Origin of the sequence: Thauera sp. (assembly GCF_047601425.1) — a bacterium.
Classification (GTDB): Bacteria; Pseudomonadota; Gammaproteobacteria; order Burkholderiales; family Rhodocyclaceae; genus Thauera.
In genome coordinates, this window is the sequence record NZ_JASGJL010000001.1 from 3,335,024 (window position 1) to 3,360,302 (window position 25,279).

Sequence of the window (25,279 nt, forward strand, 5' to 3'; positions counted from 1 at the left end):
ATCGAAGTCTCCTCGGGCTGCTCTGGCGGCAGCGACGGCTGCAGTCTAGAGCCTGCCCACCGCCCCTGTCGCCGAGGAAAACGCGAGCCCGGCCTCATGATTTTCATGAGACGCGCCAGGCGGAGCACCGGATTGCCGGAGCATTGCGAACTCGTGGCCGGCGCACTGGTCTGTCGATCCGTGAATTCAATCACCATCGTTCCCTGCCGTGCATCCATTCAAGCATACCGCCCTCGCTCTGTCCCTCATCCTGCTCCTGCCGCTGGGCATCAGCCTGGCCAACCCGCCCCGCGCTGAAGGTTTGGACGGGCGTGGCTGGCGCGCGCTGCCGCGCCACTCCGCCGGCCTGGCGCCCGATCCGGTGGCCTTCGCCGACTCCGCCATCGTGCAGGTGTATGCGGCTGCCACCTACGGCTGGCGCGGCTACTTCGCCGTCCATCCGTGGATCATCTTCAAGCGCAGCGGCGAGACGGCATACACCCGCTACGAAGTCACCGGCTGGGGCCGCGGCCCGGTCGTCCGGCGCAACGGCGCGGTGGCGGACGGGCTGTGGTTCGGCGCGGTGCCGACGGTGCTTGCCGAACATCGCGGCGCCGGCGTGGATGAGATGATCGAGCGCATCGAGGCGGCGATCGGCTCCTATCCCTACGCGGAGACCTACCGCAGCTATCCCGGTCCCAACAGCAATACCTTCATCGCCCACATCGGCCGCGAGGTGCCGGCGCTGCAGCTCGACATGCCGGCGAATGCGATCGGCAAGGACTGGCGGCCGCTGGCTGATCCGGTCGGGCGCGCGGTGTCCGGCACCGGCTGGCAGGCCTCGCTGTTCGGCCTGCTCGGTGTCACGGTCGGCATCGAGGAAGGGCTGGAATTGAATGTGCTCGGCCTGAACTTCGGCATCGACCTCAACCGTCCTGCCCTGCGCCTGCCCCTGATCGGCCGTCTCGGATTCAGCAATGGCGTGCCGACGGCCGAAGCCGCGCCGAATTCCGCCGAGCAGGTCCCGGCGGAAGCACGGCCTTGAACGAAGAACTGCAGAAGTAAGTGCGGCCCGGCGTTGTTCAGATTTCCACCAGCCCGGCCCGTACCGCGATCAGCGCGAGTTCGGCGGCGTTGCTGGCATTGAGCTTCTGCTTGATGTGGTACAGGTGGGTGCCGACGGTGCTGCTGCTCAGGTTCAGGGTGGCGGCGACTTCATTGACGGACTGGCCGCGCGCCAGTTGCAGGAAGACGCTGAACTCCTTGCTGGTCAGCGTTTCGGCCGGATGGCCGCCGCCGCCGAGGCGGGCCAGCGCGAGCTTGGGCGCGAGCTCGGGGTCGAGATGGCGGCGGCCTTCGGCGACGTCGGCGATGGCGCGCAGCAGTGCGTCGGGATGGGCACGCTTGGAGACGTAGCCGGTGGCGCCGGCCTGCAGCGCACGGGTGGGAACCAGGGTGTCGTCATGGGCGGAGAGCATCAGCACGCGTGCATCCGGATGGTGGGCGAGCAGGCGTTCGAGTGCGCCCAGGCCGCCGATGCCGGGCATCGACACGTCCATCACCAGCACGTCCGGCTGGTGCTCGTTCCAGGCCTTGAGCGCGGTCTCGCCGCTGTCGGCTTCGGCGACGACGGTGGCGCCCGCGCCTTCGATCAGCAGGCGGAAGCCCATGCGGACGACCGTGTGGTCGTCGGCAAGCAGGATGCGCAGGGGTGGGAGCCGGACCGCCATCATGAGCGCAAGGCCTCGCCAGTGAAGGTGGGGAGGAAAGGAGACACGGGAACGGCCGGCAGCGCAAGCGGCAGGCTGGCTTCCACCCGGCAGCCGCCGGCAGCCGGCCGCTCGAGCTGCAGCGTGCCGCCGAGGGCACGCACCCGCTCCTGCATGCCGACCAGGCCGTAGCGCGGCCGTGCATCGGCCGGCTCGGCGCAAAGGCCGCGGCCGTTGTCGGTGATGCTGAGCGTGATCGCCTGCGCATTGCAGTCCAGCATCACCGAGACTGCGCTGGCTTGGGCATGGCGGGCGACGTTGGTGAGGCTTTCCTGCAGCAGGCGCTGCAGCGCGTGGGTCTGTTCGTTCGCCAGCATGAGATCTCCTGCGGTGATCCGGCAGTCGAGGGCGATGCGCGGATAGAGCCGCGACCACTGCTTGCAGACTTCGTCGAGAATGGCGCCCACCGTCTTCGGCGCCTCGGGCGATGGCTGGCGCAGGCGCTCGAGGATGGTCCGCACGCCGTCCTGCATCTGGCTGGTCATCGCCAGGATGACCTGGGCGTTGCCGTGGATGCCGGGCTGGTCGGCGCTGCGCTGCTGGATCGCGCCGGCGATGGCGCGCACCGCGGTGATGCCCTGCGACAGCTCGTCGTGCAGCTCGCGGGCGATCAGACAGCGCTCGGCTTCGAGGCGGTCCTGCACCGCGCGGGCGAAGTGGCGGTCGGCGGCGAGCGCGGCGTTGTCGGCCAGGGTGTGGTCGAGACGGTCGGCGAGGAGGTTGTAGCTGCGCGCGAGGCGGTCGAGTTCGGGGGCGCCGACTTCGGGCAGGCGGCGGTCGAAGCGCCCTCGTACGCCGCGGTCGAAGGCGGCGTCGACCGCACGCAGCGGTGCCAGCGCCCGGCGCAACCCCAGGTGGCAGCCGATGCCGGCCAGCAGCAGGCCGGCGAGCGCCCAGCCGGTGAAGCTGGCGAGCCTGTCCCAGGTGTCGAGTACCGAGCGTGAGGCATCCGGCAGCAGGCTGATCTGGACCGGGCCGGCGTCGAAATGGCGCACGCGCAGATGCGGCGTCAGGTGTTCGGCGAGCCACGCGGGCGCGTGGCGGCCGGCCTTGTAGGTGGCGGCGGGCGAGGCATACAGGCGTTCGCCGCCGGTGGCGGTGATTTCGAGCGCGTGCGCGCGGATGCGGCCGATCGCGGCGAGCGCGGACATCAGCCGCGCCTGGCCCTCGGCGCCGTCGTGGCGGGTTTCGTCGATCAGCACGATCAGCCATTGCTCGGCGACGCGGCCGGCGGATTCGACCTCTTCCTGGATCGCGCTGCGCGTTTCGCGCAGCCATAGTGCGGCGCCGGAGAGCAGTGCGAGCGCGAGCAGCAGCGTCAGCATCAGGCTCAGCCGGGTGTGCAGGCTGGCGCTGCGAAGCAGGGGGGGGCGCTTGTCCATGTGCCGTGGCCTGCCGGCTTCAGCGGCCCTGCAGCGCGGCTCGTTCGGCCGCTGGATAGAGGTGGATGACCGAGCGCCGGAATTCAGCGGCGGCGCCGTCGAGCGTGCCGAAGCGTGCGGGCACTTCCTGCTCCAGCATTTCGGTCATGTCCAGTCCCTGCTCGGCGCCTTCGTGCAAGGTCCGTTCCAGCCACGCCAGGTAGTTGCGCGTCTGGGCGATCGGCGTGGTGTCGGTGGCGACCGGGCCGTGGCCGGGCACGAGCTGCCTGAACGGGATGCGTTCGAGGCGCTCGAGCGCCTGCAGCCAATGCGCGATGTTGGCGTGCGGGGTGGTGGGCGCGCGGTTCCAGAACACGATGTCGCCGGCGAACAGGGTGCCGGTGGCGACGTCCAGCAGCGCGAGGTCGGCCGGGGTGTGGCCCGACAGCATGAACAGTTCCAGCTTGCGGCCGCCGATGTCGAGCGGCCCGGCTTCGAGCTTGCGCTCGGGCAGCACCGTCGCCGTGCCGCGCATCCACTCGCCGGTCAGGCGGTACATGTTCTCGAGCAGGGCCTCGCCTTCGGTTTCGAGTGCGCTGCGTGTCGCGGGCAGCGCGGCCAGTGTCGCTGGCGGAAACGCCTGGTTGCCGAGGACATGATCCGGGTGGTGGTGGGTGTTGATCACCAGCACCACCGGCAGCGGCGTGATGGCGGCGATTGCCTGGCGCAGCTGTTCGCCGTAGCGCAGCGAGGGGCCGCTGTCGACGACGATGACGCCTTCGCTGCCGACGATGAAGCCGGTATTGACGATGTTGCCGCCGTTCGCGGGCGAGAAGTCCTCGGTGCTGCCGATCAGGACATACACGCCGTCGGCGATGCGATGGGGGGCAAGGCGGTAGTCGAAGCCGGAATGCTGCGCGGCTGCCGGCGGGGTGGCGATGGGCAGGCCGGTGAGCAGCGCCAGTGCAGTGATGGCGGCGGCGGCGGCCGTCCGGCTGCCGCTGCGCCGTGCATGAAGCTTGCAGCCGTTCATTGCTCCACCTCGGCCACGATCGGGTTGCCGTTGTTGTCGCGCCCGCTGATGCGGAAGCCGCCGCTGCCGTTGGCAGCGGGCGGGATGTCGATGGTGAATAGCGGGTTCTCGGCAACGGGTTCGCCGGGATGGATGCGCATCAGGCGCTTGCCGTCGGCATCGCTGATGTCGAGCGTCTCGATGTGGAACACCGGGATGCCGGCGGCGAGGCCGGTGTCCATCGGGTGGATGACCTGCACACGCAGCCGCGAGCCCCCGTCGATGCGCGGCCAGACTCGGGCGCTGACTTCGTTCAGGCGCTCCTGCCATTCGGGCGAGCCGGTGCCGGCCGAGGGCACGGTGCAGCCGCCGCCGGTGGTGTTCACCCAGGTGCCGCCGACGTGCCAGCGGCCGTCGGCGGTGCGTGCCGCGACGCGCACCGGGGTGGATTGCTGCAGCTTGAGGCGGAAGGCGAGCCCCGGATGGGCGCCGGAAGGTTCGTAGCTGAGGGCGCGGACGATGGGGTTGAAGTCGGCGAACACGATCACCTCCTCGACTGCCTGCAGGCCGCGCAGGTCGATCGCCACCGGGACGTTGAGCGAATCTTCGGCCATCGTGGGCGCGCTGACGCGGACACGCTCGTCGAACCCGACTTCGGCGCCGGGGAAGAAGCTCTGGCGCATTTCCTCCCAGCGCGGCGAGCCGAGCGGATCAGCCGTCTCCTGCGCGTGTACGCCTTGTGCGGCCAGCATCAGCGCCAGGCCCGTGGCAGCGATCAGCCCCTTCAAGGTCATTTCGGCTCCTTCCGCTGCGGCGGCTTGCGTTTGCTTTCGACGAAGCTGCGGATCGACCACAGCACCGGCGCGTCGATGAGGCCTTCCCACGGCGGCATGTGTTCGATGCCGAGCTTGATCTTGCCGTTCAGCACTGAATACCTGAAGAAATAGTCGCTGTCTTCGATGCAGCGCTGCTTCAGCGCCGGATCCTTGGCCCGGTTGCAGATGCCGCCGATGCGGCGCAGATCGGGCGCGGGCGCGCGCTCGCCGTCGGCATCGACGCCATGGCAGCGGGCACAGGCCTGGTTGAAGGCGCTGCGGCCGAGTTCGATGGCGGCGGCGTTGCCGCGCAGCGGATTGCTGTCGGCCCAGCCGGGGGCGATCGGCGGCAGCGTGGAAACATCGACGACCGGCGGCTGCGGCCGTTCCGCCTGCGCGGCGACGGGCAGGCAGCCCAGCACGGCGCACAGCGTGGCGGCCAGGCCCGCGCGCAGCCGGGCGAGGGCGGCGGAAGGATGGGAACGGAAGATCTGCATCGGGCGGCTTCCTTGCGAGAACGCTGCGGCTACCAGTCGGTGGCCGGGCAGCCCTGGCAATTGGTGAACGAGGATTCGGGGAAGATGGTGAAGCGCGTCACGCAGCGGTCGATGACGGCGTCGTCCAGCCTGACCGAGACGAACTTCGCTTCCTGCAGGTTGCAGCTCACCAGCTTCGCGCCGACGAACCAGGTGTGGTTGAGGCGGGCGAATTCCAGGCTGGCGCCGGTGAAGTCGGCGCCGGAAAAGTCGGAGCGCATCAGCCGCCCGGCTTCCAGATCGGTGCCGATCATGCGGGTGTTGCGGAAATTGGTGCTGGCGGCGTTGACCTTGTTCATGCGCGCGGCGGTCAGATCGGCGCCTTCCAGGTTGGCAGCGGACAGATTGGCGGCGCGCAGGTCGGCTCGCGTCAGGTTGGCGCCGCGCAGGTCGGCGCCGGCGAGGTTCTGGCCGACGAGGTCGGCATGGCGCAGATCGGCGCCCGGACAGCGGGTGTAGGGCCAGATCGGGCAGCCGTTGATGACCAGCGGCCATTCTTCTTCGTCGTCGGCATGGGTGGTGTCGCCGAAGCTCTCTTCCGCCCATGCGGCGGATGCGCTCAGGCCGCCCAGAACCAGACAGCTTGCGGCCAGCAGGCTACGCCAGCGCGGGCGGGAAGGCTGCGCGGCGGAGTTGGAGTCAGGAGTGTGAACCACGGGCGTGCTCCTTCCGGGGAGGCCGGGCGGGGTGCACCCGCCCGGTTATGGCGGCGAACCCGGCGCCCGCGCCGGAACGCGGGGCCGCCGGGTTCGTCAGGCAGGATCAGCGGCTGGCTTTCGGCAGCTTGAACACCCACATCGAGCCGCCCTGGGTCACCTGCTTGGTCAGCTCGGCCATGTCGCCGCCCCACAGCGGCACCGCGCCGCCGTAGCCCGACTGGATGGCGATGTACTGCTCGCCGTCCATCTCCCAGGTCACCGGGACCGAGACCACGCCCGAACCGGTCTGGAACTTCCACAGCTCCTTGCCGTTCTTGGCGTCGAAGGCCTTGACGTAGCCGTCCGAGGTGCCGGTGAAGATCAGGCCGCCGGCGGTGGTCAGGGTGCCGGCCCACAGCGGGAATTCTTCCTTGTGCTCCCAGACGATCTTGCCGGTGATCGGGTCGATCGCGCGCAGATTGCCGATGTGGTCGTCGAACAGGCGCTTGACGCGGAAGCCCTGGCCCAGATAGGCGGAGCCGGCCTGGTAGGTGATGTTCTCGGTCCAGTAGTCCATCGCCCAGTGGTTGGCCGGGATGTAGAACAGGCCGGTGTCCGGGCTGTACGACATCGGGTGCCAGTTGGTGCCGCCGATGAAGGGTGGCGAGACGAAGATCGATTCGCCCTTGTCGGCGCCTTCCTTCGGTTGCGGCGGACGGTTGTCCTTCTCGATCGGGCGGCCGGTCTTCAGGTCGAAGCCCGAAGCCCAGGTGATGCCTTCGACGAAGGGCCAGGCGCCGATCAGCGAGGTCGGCTTGTTGGGATAGCCGGCGCCCGTGGCGAGCTTGTCGCGGTCGGTGACGAAGAAGAAGCCGTTGCGGTCGGCGTGGGCCGAGGCATTGACCATCTTGCCGGTCTTCGGATCCTTGTACTCGAACAGCACGATGGAGTTGTTGCCGGAGAAGTCCCAGGCGTCGTTCGGGGTGTGCTGGAAGAAGCCCTTCAGTTCGCCGGTGCTGGCATCGACGTAGGCCTGGCCGGAAGTGAACAGGCTGTCCCAGTTGCGCGGGTCGTCGCCCGGCGCGGTGCGCTTCCAGGTATTCCACGGCGCGGGGTTGCCGGCGCCGATGACGACCATGTTGTTGGCGACGTCGAAGCTGGCGGTCTGCCACGGCGCGCCGCCGCCCTGGCTCCAGGCTTCGACCTTGCCGGTGGGCGAGTTGGGATCGTTCGGCCAGCTCGGTGCCTTGGGATCGCCGGTGGGGGTGCTGTCCTTGCCGTTCAGGCGGCCCATGTGGCCTTCGACCAGCGGGCGGGCCCAGACTTCCTCGCCGGTGTCGGGGTCGCGTGCGAACAGCCAGCCGACCACGCCGAATTCGTCGCCGGACGAACCGTGCACCAGCAGGATGCGGCCGCTCTTCTGGTCCTTGACGACGAAGGGGGCGCCGGTCATGGTGTAGCCGACCTTGTGGTCGCCGAACTTCTTGCGCCACACGACCTTGCCGGTCTTGCGGTCGAGCGCGACCATGGCCGCATCCAGGGTGCCGAAGAAGACCTTGTCGCCATAGATGGCGGCGCCGCGGTTGACCACGTCGCAGCAGGGGCGGATGTCGTCCGGCAGGCGGGCGTTGTATTCCCACAGGCGTTTGCCGCTGCGGGCGTCGATCGCGAACATGCGCGAATACGAGGCGGTGACGTAGATCACGCCGTCGTGCACCAGCGCCTGGGCTTCCTGGCCGCGCTGCTTTTCACCGCCGAAGGAGAAGCTCCAGGCCGGCACCAGGTTTTCGACGTTGTCGGTGTTGATCGTCTTGAGCGGGCTGTGGCGCTGCGCCTTCAGGCCCAGGCCGTAGGACAGCACGTCGCCAGTGGTCTTGTCGTCGTTGAGGATGTCTTCCCAGGTGACATCGGTGACTGCGGCAACCGGCAGCGACAACGCCGCCGCCGTGGCGACGACGATGGCGCGCAGCGCGAAGGGCTTTGCATGCGATTTCTTCATTTTTGCTCCTTGCCTCCTGATCCTGTCTTGTAGGTATGTCGTGTGGCTCTCCGCCGCTTTCGGGCCGACGGGCCGGGTGTCCGGTGAGGTGCTTTTGGCAAAGAGCGTGCCAGCCGCGGCTGAAGGGGTGAATGCCGCCTTTGGCGCCCTGTAGCGGTTTGGCGGGCGCTGCGGCGGCGGGCAAGGTGTAACGATATGGAACAGTCGCTCCCTTCTTGAACAGGCCGGACGGGCAATTTCATGTGGCATGGGGCGGCGGGGGCGTTGCGCCATGCACCGGCCGCTGGGCATGCTCAGCCGGCGGCTTCCAGCAGTTCGTCGGGAATGTCGTCCGGGCGCAATTCCGTGCGCTCGTCCCCCAGCAGCGCGAGCATGAGGCGCAGGCGGCTGGCGAGTTCGCTGATGTTGCCGGGCCATGAGTAGCGCTGCAGGCGGTCGATGGTCTCGGGAAGAACGCGGAGCGGTCGTCCTGGACTGGCTTCGTGGACGAAGTGATGTACCAGGCTGGCGAAATCGGCGCGTTCGCGCAGCGCCGGCAGCGTCACGACATGCCCCCTGTGCCGGGCCAGTGTCGCCTGATCCAGGCCACTGGCGTGTGCTTCATCCGGGAGCGGGCGCCGGCTGGCGGCGATGATGCGGTGGGTGCCGCCTGCCGCATCGAACAGCCGGCGGAGGGCTGGGGCGGGAAGAAGATCGACGTCAGTCAGGTAGAGCAGGCTGTTCTCCGTCTGGCGCAGGAAGTCCTCGAGTTCGTCGAGACCGGCCTGCTCGTGGGTGGCGAGGCTGCGGCCGTCGAGTTCGGGCACGGGAAGGCCGATGCCGTGGCCGCGGCAGTACTGATGGAGCAGATGGCGCTTGCCGGTTCCGGTCTCGCCGTACAGCAGCAGCGGACCTGCTTCGTGATCGTGATGCCAGGAATCGATCCGCGTGCCGGCCTGGACGACACGCGGATCGATGCCGGGCGCTGGCGGCGCATCGGTGCAAGGTGTGGTGGGCGCCCCCTCTTCTCCCGCTTGCCGGCTGCTGTGTGCTGGCCGGGGCAGCAGCAGCTCGGCCCGGGCGATGCAGGTCCGGCCGTGCAGCGTGCGCAGCGGAAACGGCGTCAACGGCCCGAATGCGGCCCAGGCCACCAGATGCTGCCACTGTGTGGTGAAGCACTCGGGGTAGCTGCCCTGCGGGAACTCCCCGTGCAGCTGCAGCAGCGTGCGGGCAGCACGATTGCTGGCCAGCAGGCGGCCCGCCTCGTCGAACAGCACCAGCCCTTCCAGCGGGCTGCCGAGCAGATCGGGCCGGGCATGGAAATGCAGCGACAGAAAGCCTTCGCCGAGGTTTTCGATCAGGCGGTGTTCGATGCATTCGGCCGTGGTGCGCAGCAGTGCGTCGGCATGCGAGAGGTTGGCGCGGGCGTCGGTGGAAATGTCCAGGATGCCGGCGACGCCGCCGGTGGGTGAGAAGATCGGCGTGGCGATGCAGGTCAGGAAGCGGTTGCGCGCGAGGTAATGCTGATCGCCTTCGATGGTGACGGCCCTGCGGGTGGTGAGTGCGGTGCCGATCGCGTTCGTTCCCATCGCCGCCTCGCTCCATTCGGCGCCGGGGCAAAGCGCGACCCGGGTGGAGCGGTCGAGGAAGCCGGTGTCGCCCATGGCGCTCAGGATCAGGCCGTCGCAGTCGGTCAGCAGCAGTGTCGAACTCGGGCAGTCGATCTGGCGGAAAAGGTTTTCGATGACCGGACGGGAGAAAGTCAGCAGGCGGGCATTGGCTTCCAGACGATCGCGCAGATCGGCTGCGGAAACGAGGGCGTCGGACAGCGCATCGTCAGGGCGCAGGCCGAACTCCCTGCTGCGCGCCCACGAGGCGTGCAGGTCGATCGGCGCAAGCGCGGCCGGACTCGGAGAGGGAGAGCGTGCAGGGTCCATGTCCTTTTCCATGCAGGAAGTATGCCTTCAGCGTGCATGGGCTGGAACTCGGCGCGGGCGGAAGTGCATCGCATTTGAACAGGTGTGCGGCAATTGAACACCCGGCAAGGCCGGCCTTGAGCAGTCCTGGGCGGGCCGTGCAGCCGATGAGCTTGCTAGTGATTTGAATGATAAGAAAAAAATATGATCGATGCAGCGGCATGCCATTCTGGCACGCTGCCTGCAGAGCAGGCTGGTAACGCACATGGCGTGCGTAACCACAAGAGAGGAGACATCGAGATGATCTACGCAATGCCCGGTCAGTCCGGGGCCCCGGTGCAGCACAAGGCGCGCTACGACAACTTCATTGGCGGCAAGTTTGTTGCGCCGGTCAAGGGGGCGTATTTCGATGTGGTGACGCCGATCAGCGGCCAGGTGTATACGCAGGCGGCGCGCTCGACGGCCGAGGACATCGAGCTGGCGCTGGACGCGGCGCACGCGGCGTTTCCGGCCTGGAGCAAGACGCCGGCGGCGGATCGGGCCAACATCCTGTTGAAGATTGCCGACCGCATCGAGCAGAACCTGGAGCGGCTGGCGTACGCCGAGACGGTGGATAACGGCAAGGCGATCCGCGAGACGCTCAACGCCGACATTCCGCTCACGGTCGATCACTTCCGCTACTTCGCTGGCTGCCTGCGCGCGCAGGAAGGCGCGATCTCGGAGATCGACGAGAACACCGTGGCGTACCACCTGCACGAGCCGCTGGGCGTGGTCGGGCAGATCATCCCGTGGAACTTCCCGATCCTGATGGCGGCGTGGAAGCTTGCGCCGGCGCTGGGCGCGGGCAACTGCGTGGTGTTGAAGCCGGCCGAATCGACGCCGGTGTCGATCATGGTGCTGGCCGAGCTGATCGCCGACCTGCTGCCGCCGGGCGTGCTCAACATCGTCAATGGCTTCGGCCGCGAAGCGGGCATGCCGCTGGCCACCAGCAAGCGCATCGCCAAGATCGCCTTCACCGGCTCGACCTCGACCGGCCGGGTGATCGCCCAGGCCGCGGCCAACAACCTGATCCCGGCCACGCTCGAGCTGGGCGGCAAGTCGCCCAACATCTTCTTCGCCGACGTCATGGACAAGGACGACAGCTTCCTGGACAAGGCGATCGAAGGGATGGTGCTGTTCGCCTTCAACCAGGGCGAAGTGTGCACCTGCCCGAGCCGGGCGCTGATCCAGGAGAGCATCTACGACCGGTTCATCGAGCGTGTGGTGAAGCGCGTGGCGGCGATCAAGCACGGCCACCCGCTCGACACCGAGTCGATGATGGGGGCGCAGGCCTCGAAGGAGCAGATGAGCAAGATCCAGTCGTACCTGGCGCTGGGCAAGGAAGAAGGGGCGCAGGTGCTGATCGGCGGCGACAAGGCGGATCTGGGCGCGGACCTGAGCGGGGGCTACTACATCCAGCCGACGCTGTTCAAGGGCCACAACAAGATGCGCATCTTCCAGGAAGAGATCTTCGGCCCGGTGCTGGCGGTGACGACGTTCAAGGACGAAGCCGAGGCGCTGGCGATCGCCAACGACACGCTGTACGGGCTGGGCGCGGGGGTGTGGAGCCGCAACGGCAACGTGGCCTACCGGATGGGCCGTGCGATCCAGGCGGGCCGGGTGTGGACGAACTGCTACCACGCCTATCCGGCGCATGCGGCCTTCGGCGGCTACAAGGAGTCGGGCATCGGCCGCGAGACCCACAAGATGATGCTCGACCACTACCAGCAGACCAAGAACCTGCTCGTCAGCTACAGCGAAAACAAGCTCGGGTTCTTCTGATGGATCAGGCTCCCGCGCCGCTTGCAGGGCGGCGTGGGGGCCGGTGTTCTCCCCCATCTCACGGAAGTGAGTTCCAGGCGGCCCAGGCCGCCGTTTTTTTTGCCGCCGGACAAGTGGGTGGGCATCTGTTCCGATTTGGAGCAGATGCTTCATCACGGGACAGTGACGATCAGCGGCGGTCGCTACCGCGGCGGCCGGGCAGCATCCTCGGCAGCACCGGCACGCCCTGCAGCCAATGCAGGATGACGGCGCCGACGTGCATCACGATCAGTGCCAGCAGCGTCCACGCGAACAGGCCGTGGGCGGCGCCGAACAATTCGTTCAGGGCTTCGTCCGGCCAGCCTGCCTTGGGAATGACGTAGCCGAAGAAGCGCATCGGGTACTTGGTGAAGCTGGCCGAGAGAAAGCCGCTCAACGGGGTCAGCACGAGCAGCAGGTAAACGGCGCGATGGCCGTAACGTGCAAGACGCTGCTGTGTCGCGCTCAAACGCTCGTCCACTGGCGGCGGATGCAGCCTGCGCCAGACCAGGCGCAGCGCAAGCACCAGGAAGGCGGTGATGCCGAGCGACTTGTGCAGGGCGATCGTGGAGCTGCGCTCGGGGCCGTTGGGAAGGCCGTCGATGGACAGGCCGATGAAGATCAGGACTGCGATCAGGATTGCGTGGATCCAGTGCAGTGCGATTGCACCCGGGTCATAGCGTGCAGGGACCATGAGCTCGTCTCCTTGTGAAAACGCCCCCTGCCGCGCAGTTCGGGCGGCAGGGGGCGCCTGGGGCGAACGGAATATGTTCGGGCACCGAGGCCCGGTCACTGTTCGGCGACCGTCTCCAGCCAGGCGCGGATCGCCCACATGGCTTCCTGGGACAGGATACCTTCGAAGGGCGGCATGTAGAACCCGGCCGTCGCGGGTGGCGCCGTTGCGGATGCGCTGCATGAAGATTTCGTCGCCCTCGGCGTCCGTCGGCAGGAAGCGCAGATCAGGTGCGATGCCGCCCGAGACGGCGCCGAGGCCGTGACAGCGGGCGCAGTTCTGGTTGAATGCCGAGTCGCCGATGCGGATCGCATCCGCGTTTTTGCTGTAGGGGTTGCGCTCCAGCCAGGCCTCGCCGAGGGGTTTCAGGGTGGAGACGTCAACGGCGTGGGGGACGACGTCGCCGTGCGCGCAGGCCAGCGACGCGCTGCCTGCCAGCAGCAGTGCGAGCGCTGCCTTGCGCAGGGGTTGGAACCTTGTCTCCTCGTTGTATTTGCTTTTCACTTTCTGTTTCCTCATGGCTGATGTCGGGGTGTGTCGATTTCGATGCACCGGCGAATCCGGTTGATGGGAACTCTGCAAGCGGTGTGCCATGACGACTTGCGCCATTGCGTGGCAAGGAATTTGCTCTCGCACACGCTATGGCCTCGGCGGCGGTTGCTGCAATTCGAGGCAGGTGCTAAGTTTTGGAACAACCGCGCATCACAAAAAACACGACAGGGCGCGAAGACAAGGAGGAGACAGGGAATGGGCCAGCTTTTGCCCGCCGACGGACGCGAACTGCGCGTGACCGAGGCGCGACGACGGTTTTTCGAGGAAGGAGCTTGCCCGGACGGCGAACTGCCGCACGAGGTGTTGCGCTCATGGGTGCGCTGCCGCGACGCCGGCGTCGATTACCTGGCCAGCGGCCGTGGCGATCCCGAAGGCCGCAGCGAGCTTGCCGATGCCCGTGAACGCAGCGAACTGCTGCTGAACAACGCCAGCGGCGTCATGGAACATGTTTACGAGCAGATCCGCGCTTCGGGCAGCATGGTCATTCTGGCCGACGACCGCGGCATGATTCTGCACAGTCTCGGCGATCCGGAGTTCGTCGGCCGCGCGCAGCGCATCGCGCTGCAGCCCGGCGCTTCGTGGAGCGAAGGTGCGCGCGGCACCAATGCAGTCGGTACCACGCTGGTCGAGGGGATGCCGGTCGAGGTCGTCGGCGCTGAACATTTTCTCGATCGCAATGGTTTTCTGGCCTGCAGCGCCGCGCCGGTGTTCAGTCCGGAAGGCGTGATGGCCGGTGTGCTGGACATCTCTGGCGACAGCCGCAATACCCAGCGCCACACGCTCGGCCTCGTCAGGCTCGCCGCGCAGATGCTGGAGAAGCGCCTGTTCGAAATCCAGTATGCGCGTGAGATCCTGGTGGCGATCCACTGCCGCCCGGAGTGCATCGGCGGCCTGCAGGAAGGTCTGCTGGCGGTGACTCAGGACGGACGCGTGGTGGGTGCGAACGGGATTGCACGTGCGCTGCTCCGGCAACTGCCTGTCTGCCCCGAGGGCATCGGTTTTTCCAATGTGTTCCGGGTGTCGTTCGGTGTCTTCATGGACCGTTGCGCGCGCGATCCGCATGCACTCCAGGCGCTGGAGCCGCGTGCAGGCGAACGCATCTTCTCGCGGCTGCGCGCGGCGGGGCCACTGCTCGGCATGTCCCGGGCCGGCACGCGCACCGACGAGACTGGCAGTGCAGCGCGTTCCCAGTCCGTACGCAGCGCCAAGCCTTGCGACCGGCGCACGGGGGAGATCACCCTGGACTGCCTCGCGACCGGCGATCAGCGGCTTCAGCTCGCGCTCGACCGCGCCGCGCGGATCAACGGCAAGGACATCCCGCTGCTGATCCAGGGCGAGTCGGGCGTGGGCAAGGAGCTCTTCGCCCGTGCCTTCCACTTCTCCGGCCCGCGTGCCGAAGGGCCCTTCGTCGCGCTCAACTGCGCTGCGATTCCCGAGACCCTGATCGAATCCGAACTGTTCGGCTACGTCGGCGGCGCCTTCACGGGTGCGCGGCGCGAAGGCGCGATCGGCAAGATCCAGCAGGCCCATGGCGGCACGCTGTTCCTCGACGAGATCGGCGACATGCCGCTGGGCATGCAGGCGAGGCTGCTGCGTGTGCTGCAGGAGCGCTGCGTGACGCCGATCGGCGGCCAGCGCCAGATCCCGGTCGATATCTCGCTGGTCTGCGCGACCCATCGGATGCTGCGCGATGCGGTTAAGGCGGGCAGCTTCCGCGAGGATCTGTACTACCGGGTCAATGGCCTGACCATCACCGTACCGCCGCTGCGCGAGCGCTCCGACATCCGCTCCATCGTTGCCAAGATCCTCGAAACCGAGTTGGCAGGCTCACCGCGGGCCGGCAGGGTCAGCATCAGCGAACGGGTGCTGGAGTTCATCGAACGCTATCCCTGGCCAGGCAATGTCCGCCAGCTGCAGAACGTGATCCGGGTGGCTGCCGCGCTGCTCGACGACGACGAAACCGAGATACTGCCGGTCCACTTGCCCGAAGAGCTGTTCGGCGCCGATCCGATGGACGACGCCGAAAGCGGCCGTCCGCAGGCGATTGCTGTGCCACGGGCCGAGGCCGAAGCGCCTGCCGCGTCGTCCGCGCAGGCGCGCAGCCTGGGCGAGATCGAACTGGAGGTGATCGCCGAGGTGATGCGCGAAGTCAGCGGCAACGTCTCGGCCGCTGCCCGCAGGCTCGGCATCAGCCGCAACACGCTCTACCGCAAGATCGGCCGCATGCATTGAGCCTGAGGCGCTGACGGAGCAAAGCCGGCCTCGCGGGCCGGCTTTGCTTTCAGTGGAGGCGGGGGCTGGCCGTCAGGCGGCGCGTGCGGCCGGTTCGGCGTCGAATGCCGGCTGCAGGCGATTGACGCCGCTGACGATGGCGCGGATCGAGGCGGTGATGATGTTGCCGTCGATGCCGACGCCGTAGCGGTCGCCGCCGTTGTCGCCGGCCTGCATCAGTTCGACGAAGGCGCAGGCCTGGGCATTGCCGCCGTCTTCGCTCGCGGTGATCGAGCGTTCCTCGTAGCTGCGCACCTGGACGTCGATGCCGGCGCCGCGCAGTGCGTGCACCGCGGCGTCGATCGGGCCGTTGCCTTCGCCGACGAGCAAGTGGCGGGTGCCGCCGATCTCGACCATGAGCCGGATGCCCTGGGCCGCGCCGTGCTCGAAGAGGTGGTGCTCGACGTAGCGCACCGGCGCCGCGGAATCGACGTAGGTGCTGCGGAAGAGCTCCCACAAGGCCTCGGCCGACATTTCGCCGCCGGTTGCGTCGGTGACCTGCTGCACCTCGCGCGAGAACTCGACCTGAAGCCGGCGCGGCATGACGATGCCGTACTCGGTCTCGAGCAGGTAGGCGATGCCGCCCTTGCCCGACTGGCTGTTGACGCGGATCACGGAGTCGTAGTTGCGGCCGACGTCGGCGGGGTCGATCGGGAGGTAGGGCACGTTCCACCGGGCGCCTGCCTTTTGGGCGGCGAATCCTTTCTTGATGGCATCCTGGTGGGAGCCGGAGAAGGCCGTGAACACGAGATCCCCCACATAGGGGTGGCGTGGGTGGATGGGCAACTGGTTGCAGTATTCGACGGTACGGGCGACGGCGTTGATGTCGGAGAAGTCGAGCTGCGGATGCACGCCCTGGGTGTAGAGGTTGAGCGCGAGGGTGACGATGTCCACGTTGCCGGTACGCTCGCCGTTGCCGAACAGGCAGCCTTCGACGCGGTCGGCGCCGGCCATGATGCCGAGCTCGGCGGCGGCGACGCCGGTGCCGCGGTCGTTGTGCGGGTGGAGGCTGAGCACGACGCTGTCGCGGCGGGCGAGGTTGCGGTGCATCCACTCGATCTGGTCGGCGTAGATGTTGGGCGTGGACACTTCGACCGTGGCCGGGAGGTTGAGGATGACCTTGTCTTCCGGCGTCGCGCCCCATTCGGCGGTGACGGCGTCGCAGATTTCCTTGGCGAAATCGAGTTCGGTGGCGGTGAAGGTTTCCGGGCTGTATTCGAGCGAGATGCGGGTGCCGCATTCGGCTTCGAGCTCGGTGGCGAGCTGCTTGATGAGGCGTACCGCCGATACGGCGAGTTCGACGACCTGCGGCTTCTCCATGCCGAACACGACTTCGCGGAAGGTCGGCGAGGTGGCGTTATAGATGTGGACGATGGCGCGCCTGGCGCCGCGCACCGATTCGATGGTGCGGCGGATGAGATCCTCGCGGGCCTGGGTGAGTACCTGGATGGTGACGTCTTCGGGCACATGGCCGCCTTCGATGAGGTGGCGGACGAAGTCGAAGTCGGTCTGCGAGGCCGAGGGGAAGCCGACTTCGACTTCCTTGAAGCCGATGTGGCAGACGGTGCGGAACATGCGCATCTTGCGCTCGACGTTCATCGGCTCGAACAGCGCCTGGTTGCCGTCGCGCAGGTCGGTGCTCATCCAGATCGGCGCCATGTCGATGGTCTTGTTCGGCCATTGGCGGTCGGCAAGCTGGATGGAGGGGAAGGGGCGGTACTTGGCGGCGGGGTTCTGCAACATCATGGCGCGATCCTTTTGGGCGTGGCGTTGTTCGATGGGGGAAAGTCTACTCGCCCGGCCGTGGCAGACGATTGCGTTGTTGCGGTGCGGGAAGCGATTTTTCGGCAGAATGATTCACAAAATGGGTTTCAAGTGAAATGATGTGCCGTATTGGGTGAAATCAGGAACCGATCATGCAGCTCGACCGCTACGACCGCCAGATTCTCGAACTGCTGCAGCAGGACGGCCGCATCAGCAACCAGGACCTCGCCGACCGCATCAGCCTGTCGCCTTCGTCCTGCCTGCGGCGGCTGCGGGCGTTGGAAGAGTCCGGCCTGATTCTCGGCTACCGTGCGCTGCTCGACGCGAAAAAGCTCGGCCTGTCGCTGATGGCGCTGATCCATATCTCGATGGACCGCCACACGCCCGAGCGTTTCACGCATTTCGAAAGCGAGGTGGCGAAGATTCCGCAGGTGCTGGAATGCCTGCTGATCACCGGCCAGGATGCCGACTACCAGTTGAAGGTGATCGTCGCCGACATGGACGGCTACCAGGAACTGCTGCTGAACCGCATCACCCGCATCCCGGGCGTCACCGGCGTGCATTCGAGTTTCGTGCTGCGGCGGGTGATCGACAACACTGCGATCCCGGTGCATGCAGGCTGAGGGCGCTGCGCCGGCGGGGCCGGCCGGGTGAGATTTCCCATGCCTCGGGAGGATTGCTAGAATCGCTATTCCATTTTGGAATAGCGAGCTCCGCACATGAAGCCCCTTGCCTCCGCTCCGGCCGTTGCCGTTCTTTTCGCCAGCCTGTTCCTGAGCGCCCCGCTGCATGCCGCCGATCTCAACGTGGCGGTGGCGGCGAACTTCACCGCGCCGATGCAGAAGATCGCCGAAGTGTTCGAGAAGGACACCGGCCACAAGCTGGTGCTGTCCTTCGGCTCCACCGGCAAGTTCTACGCCCAGATCAAGAACGGCGCGCCTTTCGAAGTGCTGTTCGCCGCCGACGACGAAACACCGGCCCGCATCGAGAAGGAAGGCGGCAGCGTGGAGGGCGCGCGCTTCACCTACGCCATCGGCAAGCTGGTGCTGTGGAGCAAGCAGGACGGCCTGGTCGACGACAAGGGCGAGATCCTGCGCAAGGGCAGCTTCGAACGCCTCGCGGTCGCCGATCCCAAGCTCGCACCCTATGGTGCTGCCGCGATGCAGACGCTGAACAAGCTCGGCCTCGCCGACAGCCTGGCGAGCAAGTTCGTGACGGGCGAGAACATCGGCCAGACCTACCAGTTCGCCGCCACGCAGAACGCCCAGCTGGGTTTCGTCGCGCTGTCGCAGGTGTATGCCGACGGCCGCATCACCGAAGGTTCGGCCTGGATCGTGCCTGAAGACATGTACGAGCCGATCCGCCAGGACGTGCTGGTGCTGAACAAGGGCAAGGACAATCCCGCCGCCGCCGCGCTGATGGACTACATGAAGGGCGAGACCGCCCGGAAGATCATCCTCTCCTACGGCTACGCACTCTGAGCATGGCGGTGCTCGACGACAGCGCCTGGCAGGCGATCCGGCTCACGCTCGAGCTGGCGACCCTGACCACGGTGCTGTTGCTCGTGATCGCCACGCCGCTGGCATGGTGGCTGTCGCAGACGCGCTCGCGCTGGCGGGCGCCGATCGGCGCCTTGGTCACGCTGCCGCTGGTGCTGCCGCCGACGGTGCTGGGTTTCTACCTGCTGGTGCTGATGGGGCCGAACGGCCCCGTCGGGCAATTTACCCAGGCGCTGGGCTGGGGCATCCTGTCCTTCAGCTTCACCGGCCTGCTGATCGGTTCGATCGTGTTTTCGCTGCCTTTCGCGGTGCAGCCGATCCAGCACGCTTTCGAGTCCATCGGGCCGCGGCCGCTCGAAGCGGCGGCGACATTGCGCGCAAGCCCGCTCGATGCCTTCTTCACCGTCGCGCTGCCGCTGGCGCGGCCTGGCATGCTGACCGCGGCGATCCTCAGTTTCGCCCACACGGTCGGCGAGTTCGGCGTCGTGCTGATGATCGGCGGCAACATTCCGGGCCAGACGCGGGTGGTCTCCACCCAGATCTACGGCCACGTCGAGGCGATGGAATACGCCCAGGCGCACTGGCTGGCGGGCGGCATGGTGGTGTTCTCCTTCCTGATCCTGATGAGCCTGTCGCTGCTCAGGCGCAGCGGTGGAGGCTTCATGCGATGAGTGGAGGCAGCAACCGCGTGCGGCTCGGCTTGGCGCGCTCGGAATTCTCCGTCGATGTAGACCTGACGCTGCCGGCGCGCGGCATCACGGTGCTGTTCGGCGCCTCGGGTTCGGGCAAGACCACCGTGCTGCGCTGCGTCGCGGGCCTGGAACGGGCGAGCGAAGGTCTCGTCCGCATCGGTGGGGAGGTGTGGCAGGACGATGAGAAGGGGGTGTTTCTGCCCACCTGGCGGCGTTCGCTGGGTTACGTGTTCCAGGAGTCGAGCCTGTTCGAGCACCTGGATGCGCGGCGCAACCTCGAATACGGCCTGCGCCGCACCAAGGTGCAGGGCGGACGGGGGGCGCTGGACGAGGCCATCGAACTGCTCGGCATCGGCGCTCTGCTGGCGCGCAAACCCGCCCAGTTGTCGGGCGGAGAGCGCCAGCGGGTGGCGATCGCCCGCGCGCTGGCGACGCGGCCGCGCCTGCTGCTGCTGGATGAGCCGCTGGCTTCGCTCGATCTGCCGCGCCGGCGCGAGATCATGCCCTGGCTCGAACGCCTGCGCGACCAGCTCTCGGTGCCGATGCTCTACGTCACCCATTCGGTGGAAGAGCTGAGCCGGCTGGCGGACCAGGTGGTGGTGCTGGAGCAGGGCAGGGCACTGGCGGTGGGGCCGGTCGGTGAGGTGCTGGCGCAGGGCGATCTGCCGGTGCTGGCCGGGGAGGATGCCGCAGCGGTGGTCGAAGGCGTGATCGAGGAATGCGATGCGCAATGGCACCTGGCTCGCGTGCGGCTCGACGACAGCGAGCGTCTCGTTGTTCGCGACGTCGGCCTGGCGGTGGGCGCACGGGTCCGGATGCGCGTGCTGGCGCGTGACGTCAGCTTGGCGCTGGATGAGCCGCAGCGCAGCAGCATCCAGAACCACCTGCACGGTGTCGTCGAAGCGGTGCTGGACGATATCCACCCCTCGCAGGCGCTGGTGCGGCTTCGCTGCGCCGGCCAGGCGCTGATCGCGCGCCTGACGCGCAAGTCGGTGGCGGAACTGGGTGTTCGGCCGGGCCTGCCGGTGTGGGCTTTGGTCAAATCTGCGGCGGTCATTGCCTGATGATGAGTGATGGCACGGTAGAAATGCTCGTTGGAGCCGAGGAGGCAAGGCCGGAAGTGGGCCGAATGCCTCCCGTTCGCGGTCTGGAAAACATGCACAGAGTCAGCCTCAACTACACGCTGGGCACCGATGCGGTGCCCGCGCTGGTCCGCAATCCCCTGCTCGACCTGCTGCAGGCGGTCAGCGAGCGCGGTTCGATCTCGGCTGCCGCACGCCAGCTCGATCTGTCCTACCGCCACGTCTGGGGAGAACTGAAACGCTGGGATGCCGAGTTCGGCCAGCCGCTGATCCATTGGGAAAAAGGCCATGCGGCCCGCCTCACCGACTTCGGCGCCAAGCTGCTGTGGGCCGAGCGCCAGGCGCAGGCGCGGCTGCTGCCGCAGATCGAGGCGCTGCGCGCCGACATCGAGCGTGCCTTCGCCATCGCCTTCGACGATTCCGCCCACGTGCTGACCTTTTTCGCCAGCCATGACGAAGCGCTGATCGCGCTCGGCGAGCAGGCGCGCGCCCGGCGGCTGCATCTCGACATCCGCTTCACCGGCAGCGTCGATGCCATCCGCGCGCTGAACGAAGGCCGCTGCGAGATGGCGGGCTTCCATACCCGGCTCAAGCCGGCGCGCGGCTCGCTGTCGCAGCGCACCTACAAGCCGCTGCTGCAGCCCGGCCGCAACAAGCTGATCGGCTTCGCCCGCCGCACCCAGGGCCTGATCGTCGCGCGAGGCAATCCGCTCGGCCTGCGGACGGTGGACGACCTCACCCGGCGCGGCGTGCGCTTCGTCAATTGCGCGCTCGGCACCGGCACACGGGTGCTGTTCGACGAATTGCTGGCTGACGCCGGCATCGCGCCCGAGTCGGTACGCGGGCACGAGCGGGCCGAGTCCTCGCACGCCGCGGTGGCGCATGCGATCGCCACCGGCATGGCCGACGCCGGCTTCGGCATCGAGGCCAATGCACGGATACGCGGCCTGGATTTCGTGCCGCTGGTCGAGGAGAACTACTTCCTTGCCTGCCTCAAGAGCAGTCTCGAACAGCCTGCGACCCAGGCATTGCTCGCGCTGCTGGGCAGCGCCGAATGGCAGCGCTGCCTGGCGACCCTGCCGGGCTACACGCCGATGAACAGCGGCGAAGTGCTGTCGATGACCCGCGTACTGCCCTGGTGGCGCTTCCGTACGCCGCGCGCGGAGAAGCCCGCGCCTGCCTGACACGGGTGGACCCGGCACGGTCGATCCGCGCATCATCACGGCTTCCGAGCCACGAAAAAATCGAGGAGACAGCCCGATGACCCAGCCCACCCTGACCGATGCCCTATTGACGGTCGAAGACCGTGTCGCCACGCTGACCTTCAACCGCGACGATTTGCGCAATGCCCTGACCGGCTCGGCGCTGATCGACGACATCTGTACCGTCGCCGACTGGGTGAACCGCTGCGACGGCGTATCGGTGCTGGTGATGACTGGCGCCGGCGCGGCCTTCTCGTCCGGCGGCAACGTCAAGGACATGGCCGAGCGTGGCGGTGATTTTGCCGGCGACGTCGCTGAAGTCGCCACCCGCTACCGCCGCGGCATCCAGCGCATTCCGCTGGCGATGCAGGCGGTGGAAATCCCGGTCATCGCCGCGGTGAACGGACCGGCGGTCGGCGCCGGTTTCGACCTCGCCAACATGGCGGACATCCGCATCGCGTCGACGAAGGCCAGGTTCGGCGAGACCTTCCTGAACCTCGGCATCATCCCCGGCGACGGCGGTGCCTGGTTCATGCAGCGCCTGATCGGCTATCAGCAGGCTTTCGAGCTGACGCTGTCGGGCCGTATCGTCGACGCCGAGGAGGCGAAGCGGCTGGGCATCGTGCTGGACGTGGTCGCGCCGGACGAACTGCTGCCGCGCGCCCAGGCCCTGGCGGCGCGCTTCGCCGCCCAGCCGCCGAAAGCCCTGCGCCTGACCAAGCGGCTGATGAAGATGGCGCAGCGCATGGAGCTGAAGGACTTCCTCGACCTCTGCGCGGCGTTCCAGGGCATGTGTCACAACGAGGCTGAGCACCTGGAGGCGGTCAATCGCATGCTGGCGGCGCAGAAGCGTTGACCGGAGGAGGAGGCTTGGCGGCGAATAAGCTGCTGTTTGGAATGTGAAATTCCGTGAAACACGGGGGCTGAAACTGGCTCTTACGGGCTCGACGGCGTAGAATCCCGCCCCTTGTCCACGCCTTGCAGCACGGAGCCCTCATGCTCTACCCCACCCGTTTCGATGTCATCGTCGTCGGCGGCGGCCACGCCGGCACCGAGGCCGCGCTGGCCGCGGCGCGCATGGGCGCGCAGACGCTGCTGCTCACCCACAACATCGAGACGCTGGGGGCGATGAGCTGCAATCCGTCGATCGGCGGCATCGGCAAGGGCCATCTGGTCAAGGAAGTCGATGCGCTCGGCGGCGCGATGGCGGCGGCCACCGACGAGGGCGGCATCCAGTTCCGCATCCTGAACGCTTCGAAAGGACCGGCGGTGCGCGCCACCCGTGCCCAGGCCGACCGCGTGCTGTACAAGGCGTCGATCCGCAAGCGGCTGGAGAACCAGCCCAATCTGTGGCTGTTCCAGCAGGCGGTGGATGACCTGACCGTGGTCGGCGACCGCGTCACCGGCGTGGTGACCCAGATCGGCCTGCGCTTCGAGGCGCCGGCGGTGGTGCTGACTGCCGGCACCTTCCTGAACGGCCTGGTGCACGTGGGCATGCAGAACTATGCCGCCGGCCGTGCCGGCGATCCGCCGGCAGTGTCGCTCGGCGCGCGGCTGAAGGAACTCGCGCTGCCGCAGGGCCGGCTCAAGACCGGCACGCCGCCGCGGCTGGATGCGCGCACGATCGACTTCTCGGTGATGACGGTGCAGCCGGGCGACGATCCGGTGCCGGTGTTCTCCTTCCTCGGCCGCGCCGAACAGCATCCACGCCAGCTGCCGTGCTGGATGACGCAGACCAATGTGCAGACGCACGACGTCATCCGCGCCAACCTCGACCGTTCGCCGATGTATTCGGGCGTCATCGAAGGCGTCGGGCCGCGCTACTGTCCGTCGATCGAGGACAAGATCCACCGCTTCGCCGACAAGGACAGCCACAACATCTTCCTCGAGCCGGAAGGCCTGGAAACGCACGAGATCTACCCCAACGGCATCTCGACCTCGCTGCCCTTCGACGTCCAGCTGCAGATCGTGCGCTCGATCCGTGGCCTGGAGAACGCGCACATCCTGCGCCCGGGTTATGCGATCGAGTACGACTACTTCGACCCGCGCAATCTCAAGGCCAGCCTCGAGACCAAGTCGATCGGCGGCCTGTTCTTCGCCGGCCAGATCAACGGCACCACCGGCTACGAGGAGGCCGCCGCGCAAGGCCTGCTGGCCGGCGCCAATGCCGCGCTGCAGGTGCAGGGCCGCGAAGCCTGGTGTCCGCGCCGCGACGAAGCCTACCTGGGCGTGCTGGTGGACGACCTGATCACGCGCGGGGTGTCCGAGCCCTACCGCATGTTCACCTCGCGCGCCGAATACCGCCTGAGCCTGCGCGAGGACAACGCCGACCTGCGCCTGACCGAGAAGGGCCGCGAACTCGGCCTGGTCGACGATGTGCGCTGGGAAGCCTTCTGCCGCAAGCGCGAAGCGATCGAGCGCGGCAGCGCGTTGCTGAAAGCGGCCTGGGCGCGGCCCGAGGTCATTCCGGCCGAAGACCAGCAGCGCGTGCTGGGCAAGCCGCTGGAGCGCGAGCAGCGCTATTTCGAGCTGCTGCGCCGGCCGGAGACCAGTTATGCCTCGCTGATGAGCCTGCCCGGCGCGCCGGAAGCGGCCGAGACCGATCCGCAGGTGATCGAGCAGATCGAGATCGCCGCCAAGTACCAGGGCTACATCGACCGCCAGCAGGAGGAAGTGGCGAAGCAGGCGCAGGCCGAAGCCACCCGCCTGCCGGCGGAACTGGACTACGCCGAAGTGCGCGGGCTGTCGAAGGAAGTGCAGCAGAAGCTGAACCTGCACCGGCCCGAGACCATCGGCCAGGCCGGCCGCATCCAGGGCGTGACGCCGGCGGCGATCTCGCTGCTGCTGGTGTGGCTGAAGCGCCGTGATCTGGCGGCGCGGACGGGCAGTGCCGATGCCGCGGCGCGGAGGCCGGCGGCATGAGCGGACGGCTGCAGGCTCATGCCGCTCAACTGGCCGAGGGTATTGCCGAGCTCGGCCTGGTGCTGGCCGACGAGACGGTCGAGCGCCTGCTCGCCTTCGGCGAACTGCTGCTGAAGTGGAACAAGGTCTATAACCTGACCGCGATCCGCAGCCCGCAGGAAGTCATCACCCACCATCTGCTCGATTCGCTGGTCGTGCTGCCGCAACTGCCGGCTGCCGGCCGCCTGGCCGACATCGGCTCGGGCGGCGGGCTGCCGGGCGTGGTGCTGGCGATCGTGAACCCCGGGCTGATCGTCAGCTCGATCGAGACCGTCGGCAAGAAGGCGAGCTTCCAGCAGCAGGCGAAGATCGAGCTCGGCCTCGGCAACTTCAGCGTCTTCAACAAGCGCGTGGAGCAGGTACGGGCCGAAGACCTGCCGGGCGGCGCGGTTGACGGCGTGATTTCGCGGGCCTTCTCCAGCCTGGCCGACTTCGTGAACCTGTCCGGCCACCTCGTCGCCGACGGCGGTGCGCTGTATGCGATGAAGGGTGTTCATCCCGCCGACGAGATCGCGGCCCTGCCCGCGGGCTGGGCGGTGGCCGAGCTGCGCGCGCTGACGGTGCCGGGGCTGGAGGCCGAGCGCCATCTGCTCGTTCTTCGCCGCACTGGGGGCGGAACGGGCTGATGCATCGCAACATTGAAGTACACTCGGGGCTCCGCGCCATGCGCACAGCCCCTG

The 25,279-nt window shown here is 67.6% G+C and carries 21 protein-coding genes and 1 pseudogene; 11 read left to right on the plus strand and 11 right to left on the minus strand.

The genetic code is table 11. The annotated features are described in order from the left end of the window. Window positions 1–208: 208 nt before the first annotated feature. Window positions 209–1,024: a DUF3750 domain-containing protein gene (locus QM748_RS16100; RefSeq protein ID WP_415247918.1), complete on the plus strand. Its 816-nt coding sequence runs from the start codon at window positions 209–211 to the stop codon at window positions 1,022–1,024. Between the two features lie 37 nt (window positions 1,025–1,061). Here QM748_RS16100 and QM748_RS16105 read toward each other — a convergent pair whose 3' ends face one another. From QM748_RS16105 to QM748_RS16140, 8 genes are all read right to left on the minus strand, one after another. Beyond that, a complete protein-coding gene (locus QM748_RS16105; protein WP_415247919.1) occupies window positions 1,062–1,712 on the minus strand; it encodes a response regulator in 651 nt (216 codons plus the stop codon). Beyond that, on the minus strand, window positions 1,709–3,130 hold the full coding sequence (locus tag QM748_RS16110) for a HAMP domain-containing sensor histidine kinase (RefSeq protein ID WP_415247920.1): 1,422 nt from the start codon (window positions 3,128–3,130) through the stop codon (window positions 1,709–1,711). The genes QM748_RS16105 and QM748_RS16110 overlap by 4 nt, the downstream gene beginning before the upstream one ends. 19 nt (window positions 3,131–3,149) lie before the next feature. After that, window positions 3,150–4,142, minus strand: coding sequence for a quinoprotein relay system zinc metallohydrolase 1 (locus QM748_RS16115; RefSeq protein WP_415247921.1), 993 nt, complete (start codon window positions 4,140–4,142; stop codon window positions 3,150–3,152). Then, complete coding sequence (locus QM748_RS16120; RefSeq protein WP_415247922.1) at window positions 4,139–4,915, minus strand: quinoprotein dehydrogenase-associated SoxYZ-like carrier; 777 nt, start codon at window positions 4,913–4,915, stop codon at window positions 4,139–4,141. Before QM748_RS16120 ends, QM748_RS16115 begins: the two co-directional genes overlap by 4 nt. Beyond that, window positions 4,912–5,433 carry a c-type cytochrome gene (locus QM748_RS16125; RefSeq protein ID WP_415247923.1) on the minus strand — a complete coding sequence of 174 codons (522 nt, stop codon included), beginning with the start codon at window positions 5,431–5,433 and terminating at the stop codon, window positions 4,912–4,914. Before QM748_RS16125 ends, QM748_RS16120 begins: the two co-directional genes overlap by 4 nt. 29 nt (window positions 5,434–5,462) lie before the next feature. Beyond that, window positions 5,463–6,128 (minus strand): pentapeptide repeat-containing protein, encoded by a 666-nt coding sequence (locus QM748_RS16130; RefSeq protein WP_415247924.1) that lies wholly within the window; start codon window positions 6,126–6,128, stop codon window positions 5,463–5,465. Between the two features lie 106 nt (window positions 6,129–6,234). Continuing rightward, window positions 6,235–8,109, minus strand: a complete 1,875-nt coding sequence (locus QM748_RS16135; RefSeq protein ID WP_415247925.1) for a methanol/ethanol family PQQ-dependent dehydrogenase — start codon at window positions 8,107–8,109, stop codon at window positions 6,235–6,237. 293 nt (window positions 8,110–8,402) lie between these two features. Next, window positions 8,403–10,025, minus strand: a complete 1,623-nt coding sequence (locus QM748_RS16140; protein WP_415247926.1) for a sigma-54-dependent Fis family transcriptional regulator — start codon at window positions 10,023–10,025, stop codon at window positions 8,403–8,405. A 279-nt stretch (window positions 10,026–10,304) separates the two neighbouring features. On the opposite strand from QM748_RS16140, the gene adh reads away from it, so the two are divergent. Further along, entirely contained in the window at window positions 10,305–11,825 is a 1,521-nt protein-coding gene (gene adh, locus QM748_RS16145) for an aldehyde dehydrogenase (protein WP_415245313.1), read from the plus strand. A 169-nt stretch (window positions 11,826–11,994) separates the two neighbouring features. Here adh and QM748_RS16150 read toward each other — a convergent pair whose 3' ends face one another. Further along, window positions 11,995–12,537: a cytochrome b gene (locus QM748_RS16150; RefSeq protein WP_415247927.1), complete on the minus strand. Its 543-nt coding sequence runs from the start codon at window positions 12,535–12,537 to the stop codon at window positions 11,995–11,997. Between the two features lie 95 nt (window positions 12,538–12,632). Beyond that, window positions 12,633–13,095: pseudogene (gene pedF, locus QM748_RS16155) on the minus strand (cytochrome c-550 PedF). Between the two features lie 228 nt (window positions 13,096–13,323). Here pedF and QM748_RS16160 point away from each other — a divergent pair. Continuing rightward, on the plus strand, window positions 13,324–15,360 hold the full coding sequence (locus tag QM748_RS16160; RefSeq protein WP_415247928.1) for a sigma-54-dependent Fis family transcriptional regulator: 2,037 nt from the start codon (window positions 13,324–13,326) through the stop codon (window positions 15,358–15,360). Between the two features lie 72 nt (window positions 15,361–15,432). On the opposite strand, the gene leuA is transcribed toward QM748_RS16160, so the two are convergent. Then, entirely contained in the window at window positions 15,433–17,145 is a 1,713-nt protein-coding gene (leuA, locus tag QM748_RS16165; RefSeq protein WP_415247929.1) for a 2-isopropylmalate synthase, read from the minus strand. 170 nt (window positions 17,146–17,315) lie between these two features. On the opposite strand from leuA, the gene QM748_RS16170 reads away from it, so the two are divergent. The 8 genes from QM748_RS16170 to rsmG all read left to right on the plus strand — a co-directional run bounded on the left by QM748_RS16170 (window position 17,316) and on the right by rsmG (window position 25,225). Next, window positions 17,316–17,786 carry an Lrp/AsnC family transcriptional regulator gene (locus QM748_RS16170; RefSeq protein WP_415247930.1) on the plus strand — a complete coding sequence of 157 codons (471 nt, stop codon included), beginning with the start codon at window positions 17,316–17,318 and terminating at the stop codon, window positions 17,784–17,786. A gap of 96 nt (window positions 17,787–17,882) precedes the next feature. After that, window positions 17,883–18,644, plus strand: coding sequence for a molybdate ABC transporter substrate-binding protein (gene modA / locus QM748_RS16175; RefSeq protein WP_415247931.1), 762 nt, complete (start codon window positions 17,883–17,885; stop codon window positions 18,642–18,644). Between the two features lie 2 nt (window positions 18,645–18,646). After that, window positions 18,647–19,333: a molybdate ABC transporter permease subunit gene (gene modB, locus QM748_RS16180; protein ID WP_415247932.1), complete on the plus strand. Its 687-nt coding sequence runs from the start codon at window positions 18,647–18,649 to the stop codon at window positions 19,331–19,333. After that, on the plus strand, window positions 19,330–20,418 hold the full coding sequence (modC, locus tag QM748_RS16185; protein ID WP_415247933.1) for a molybdenum ABC transporter ATP-binding protein: 1,089 nt from the start codon (window positions 19,330–19,332) through the stop codon (window positions 20,416–20,418). Before modB ends, modC begins: the two co-directional genes overlap by 4 nt. Window positions 20,419–20,510: 92 nt before the next feature. Next, on the plus strand, window positions 20,511–21,620 hold the full coding sequence (locus QM748_RS16190) for a substrate-binding domain-containing protein (protein WP_415247934.1): 1,110 nt from the start codon (window positions 20,511–20,513) through the stop codon (window positions 21,618–21,620). Between the two features lie 76 nt (window positions 21,621–21,696). Beyond that, window positions 21,697–22,494 carry an enoyl-CoA hydratase-related protein gene (locus QM748_RS16195; RefSeq protein WP_415247935.1) on the plus strand — a complete coding sequence of 266 codons (798 nt, stop codon included), beginning with the start codon at window positions 21,697–21,699 and terminating at the stop codon, window positions 22,492–22,494. 140 nt (window positions 22,495–22,634) lie between these two features. Continuing rightward, entirely contained in the window at window positions 22,635–24,560 is a 1,926-nt protein-coding gene (gene mnmG, locus QM748_RS16200) for a tRNA uridine-5-carboxymethylaminomethyl(34) synthesis enzyme MnmG (RefSeq protein WP_415247936.1), read from the plus strand. Beyond that, window positions 24,557–25,225, plus strand: a complete 669-nt coding sequence (gene rsmG, locus QM748_RS16205) for a 16S rRNA (guanine(527)-N(7))-methyltransferase RsmG (protein ID WP_415247937.1) — start codon at window positions 24,557–24,559, stop codon at window positions 25,223–25,225. The genes mnmG and rsmG overlap by 4 nt, the downstream gene beginning before the upstream one ends. Window positions 25,226–25,279 lie beyond the last annotated feature (54 nt).

Excerpts from the sequence above, each read along its gene's own strand:
- QM748_RS16170 (WP_415247930.1), top strand. The coding sequence starts at position 17,316 with ATGCAGCTCGACCGCTACGACCGCCAGATTCTCGAACTGCTGCAGCAG.
- rsmG (WP_415247937.1), top strand. The coding sequence starts at position 24,557 with ATGAGCGGACGGCTGCAGGCTCATGCCGCTCAACTGGCCGAGGGTATT.
- modB (WP_415247932.1), top strand. The coding sequence starts at position 18,647 with ATGGCGGTGCTCGACGACAGCGCCTGGCAGGCGATCCGGCTCACGCTC.
- leuA (WP_415247929.1), bottom strand. The coding sequence starts at position 17,145 with ATGATGTTGCAGAACCCCGCCGCCAAGTACCGCCCCTTCCCCTCCATC.
- adh (WP_415245313.1), top strand. The coding sequence starts at position 10,305 with ATGATCTACGCAATGCCCGGTCAGTCCGGGGCCCCGGTGCAGCACAAG.
- modC (WP_415247933.1), top strand. The coding sequence starts at position 19,330 with ATGAGTGGAGGCAGCAACCGCGTGCGGCTCGGCTTGGCGCGCTCGGAA.
- QM748_RS16195 (WP_415247935.1), top strand. The coding sequence starts at position 21,697 with ATGACCCAGCCCACCCTGACCGATGCCCTATTGACGGTCGAAGACCGT.
- QM748_RS16120 (WP_415247922.1), bottom strand. The coding sequence starts at position 4,915 with ATGACCTTGAAGGGGCTGATCGCTGCCACGGGCCTGGCGCTGATGCTG.
- QM748_RS16105 (WP_415247919.1), bottom strand. The coding sequence starts at position 1,712 with ATGATGGCGGTCCGGCTCCCACCCCTGCGCATCCTGCTTGCCGACGAC.
- QM748_RS16110 (WP_415247920.1), bottom strand. The coding sequence starts at position 3,130 with ATGGACAAGCGCCCCCCCCTGCTTCGCAGCGCCAGCCTGCACACCCGG.
- QM748_RS16150 (WP_415247927.1), bottom strand. The coding sequence starts at position 12,537 with ATGGTCCCTGCACGCTATGACCCGGGTGCAATCGCACTGCACTGGATC.
- QM748_RS16190 (WP_415247934.1), top strand. The coding sequence starts at position 20,511 with ATGCACAGAGTCAGCCTCAACTACACGCTGGGCACCGATGCGGTGCCC.
- QM748_RS16115 (WP_415247921.1), bottom strand. The coding sequence starts at position 4,142 with ATGAACGGCTGCAAGCTTCATGCACGGCGCAGCGGCAGCCGGACGGCC.
- QM748_RS16125 (WP_415247923.1), bottom strand. The coding sequence starts at position 5,433 with ATGCAGATCTTCCGTTCCCATCCTTCCGCCGCCCTCGCCCGGCTGCGC.
- QM748_RS16135 (WP_415247925.1), bottom strand. The coding sequence starts at position 8,109 with ATGAAGAAATCGCATGCAAAGCCCTTCGCGCTGCGCGCCATCGTCGTC.
- QM748_RS16160 (WP_415247928.1), top strand. The coding sequence starts at position 13,324 with ATGGGCCAGCTTTTGCCCGCCGACGGACGCGAACTGCGCGTGACCGAG.
- modA (WP_415247931.1), top strand. The coding sequence starts at position 17,883 with ATGAAGCCCCTTGCCTCCGCTCCGGCCGTTGCCGTTCTTTTCGCCAGC.
- mnmG (WP_415247936.1), top strand. The coding sequence starts at position 22,635 with ATGCTCTACCCCACCCGTTTCGATGTCATCGTCGTCGGCGGCGGCCAC.
- QM748_RS16140 (WP_415247926.1), bottom strand. The coding sequence starts at position 10,025 with ATGGACCCTGCACGCTCTCCCTCTCCGAGTCCGGCCGCGCTTGCGCCG.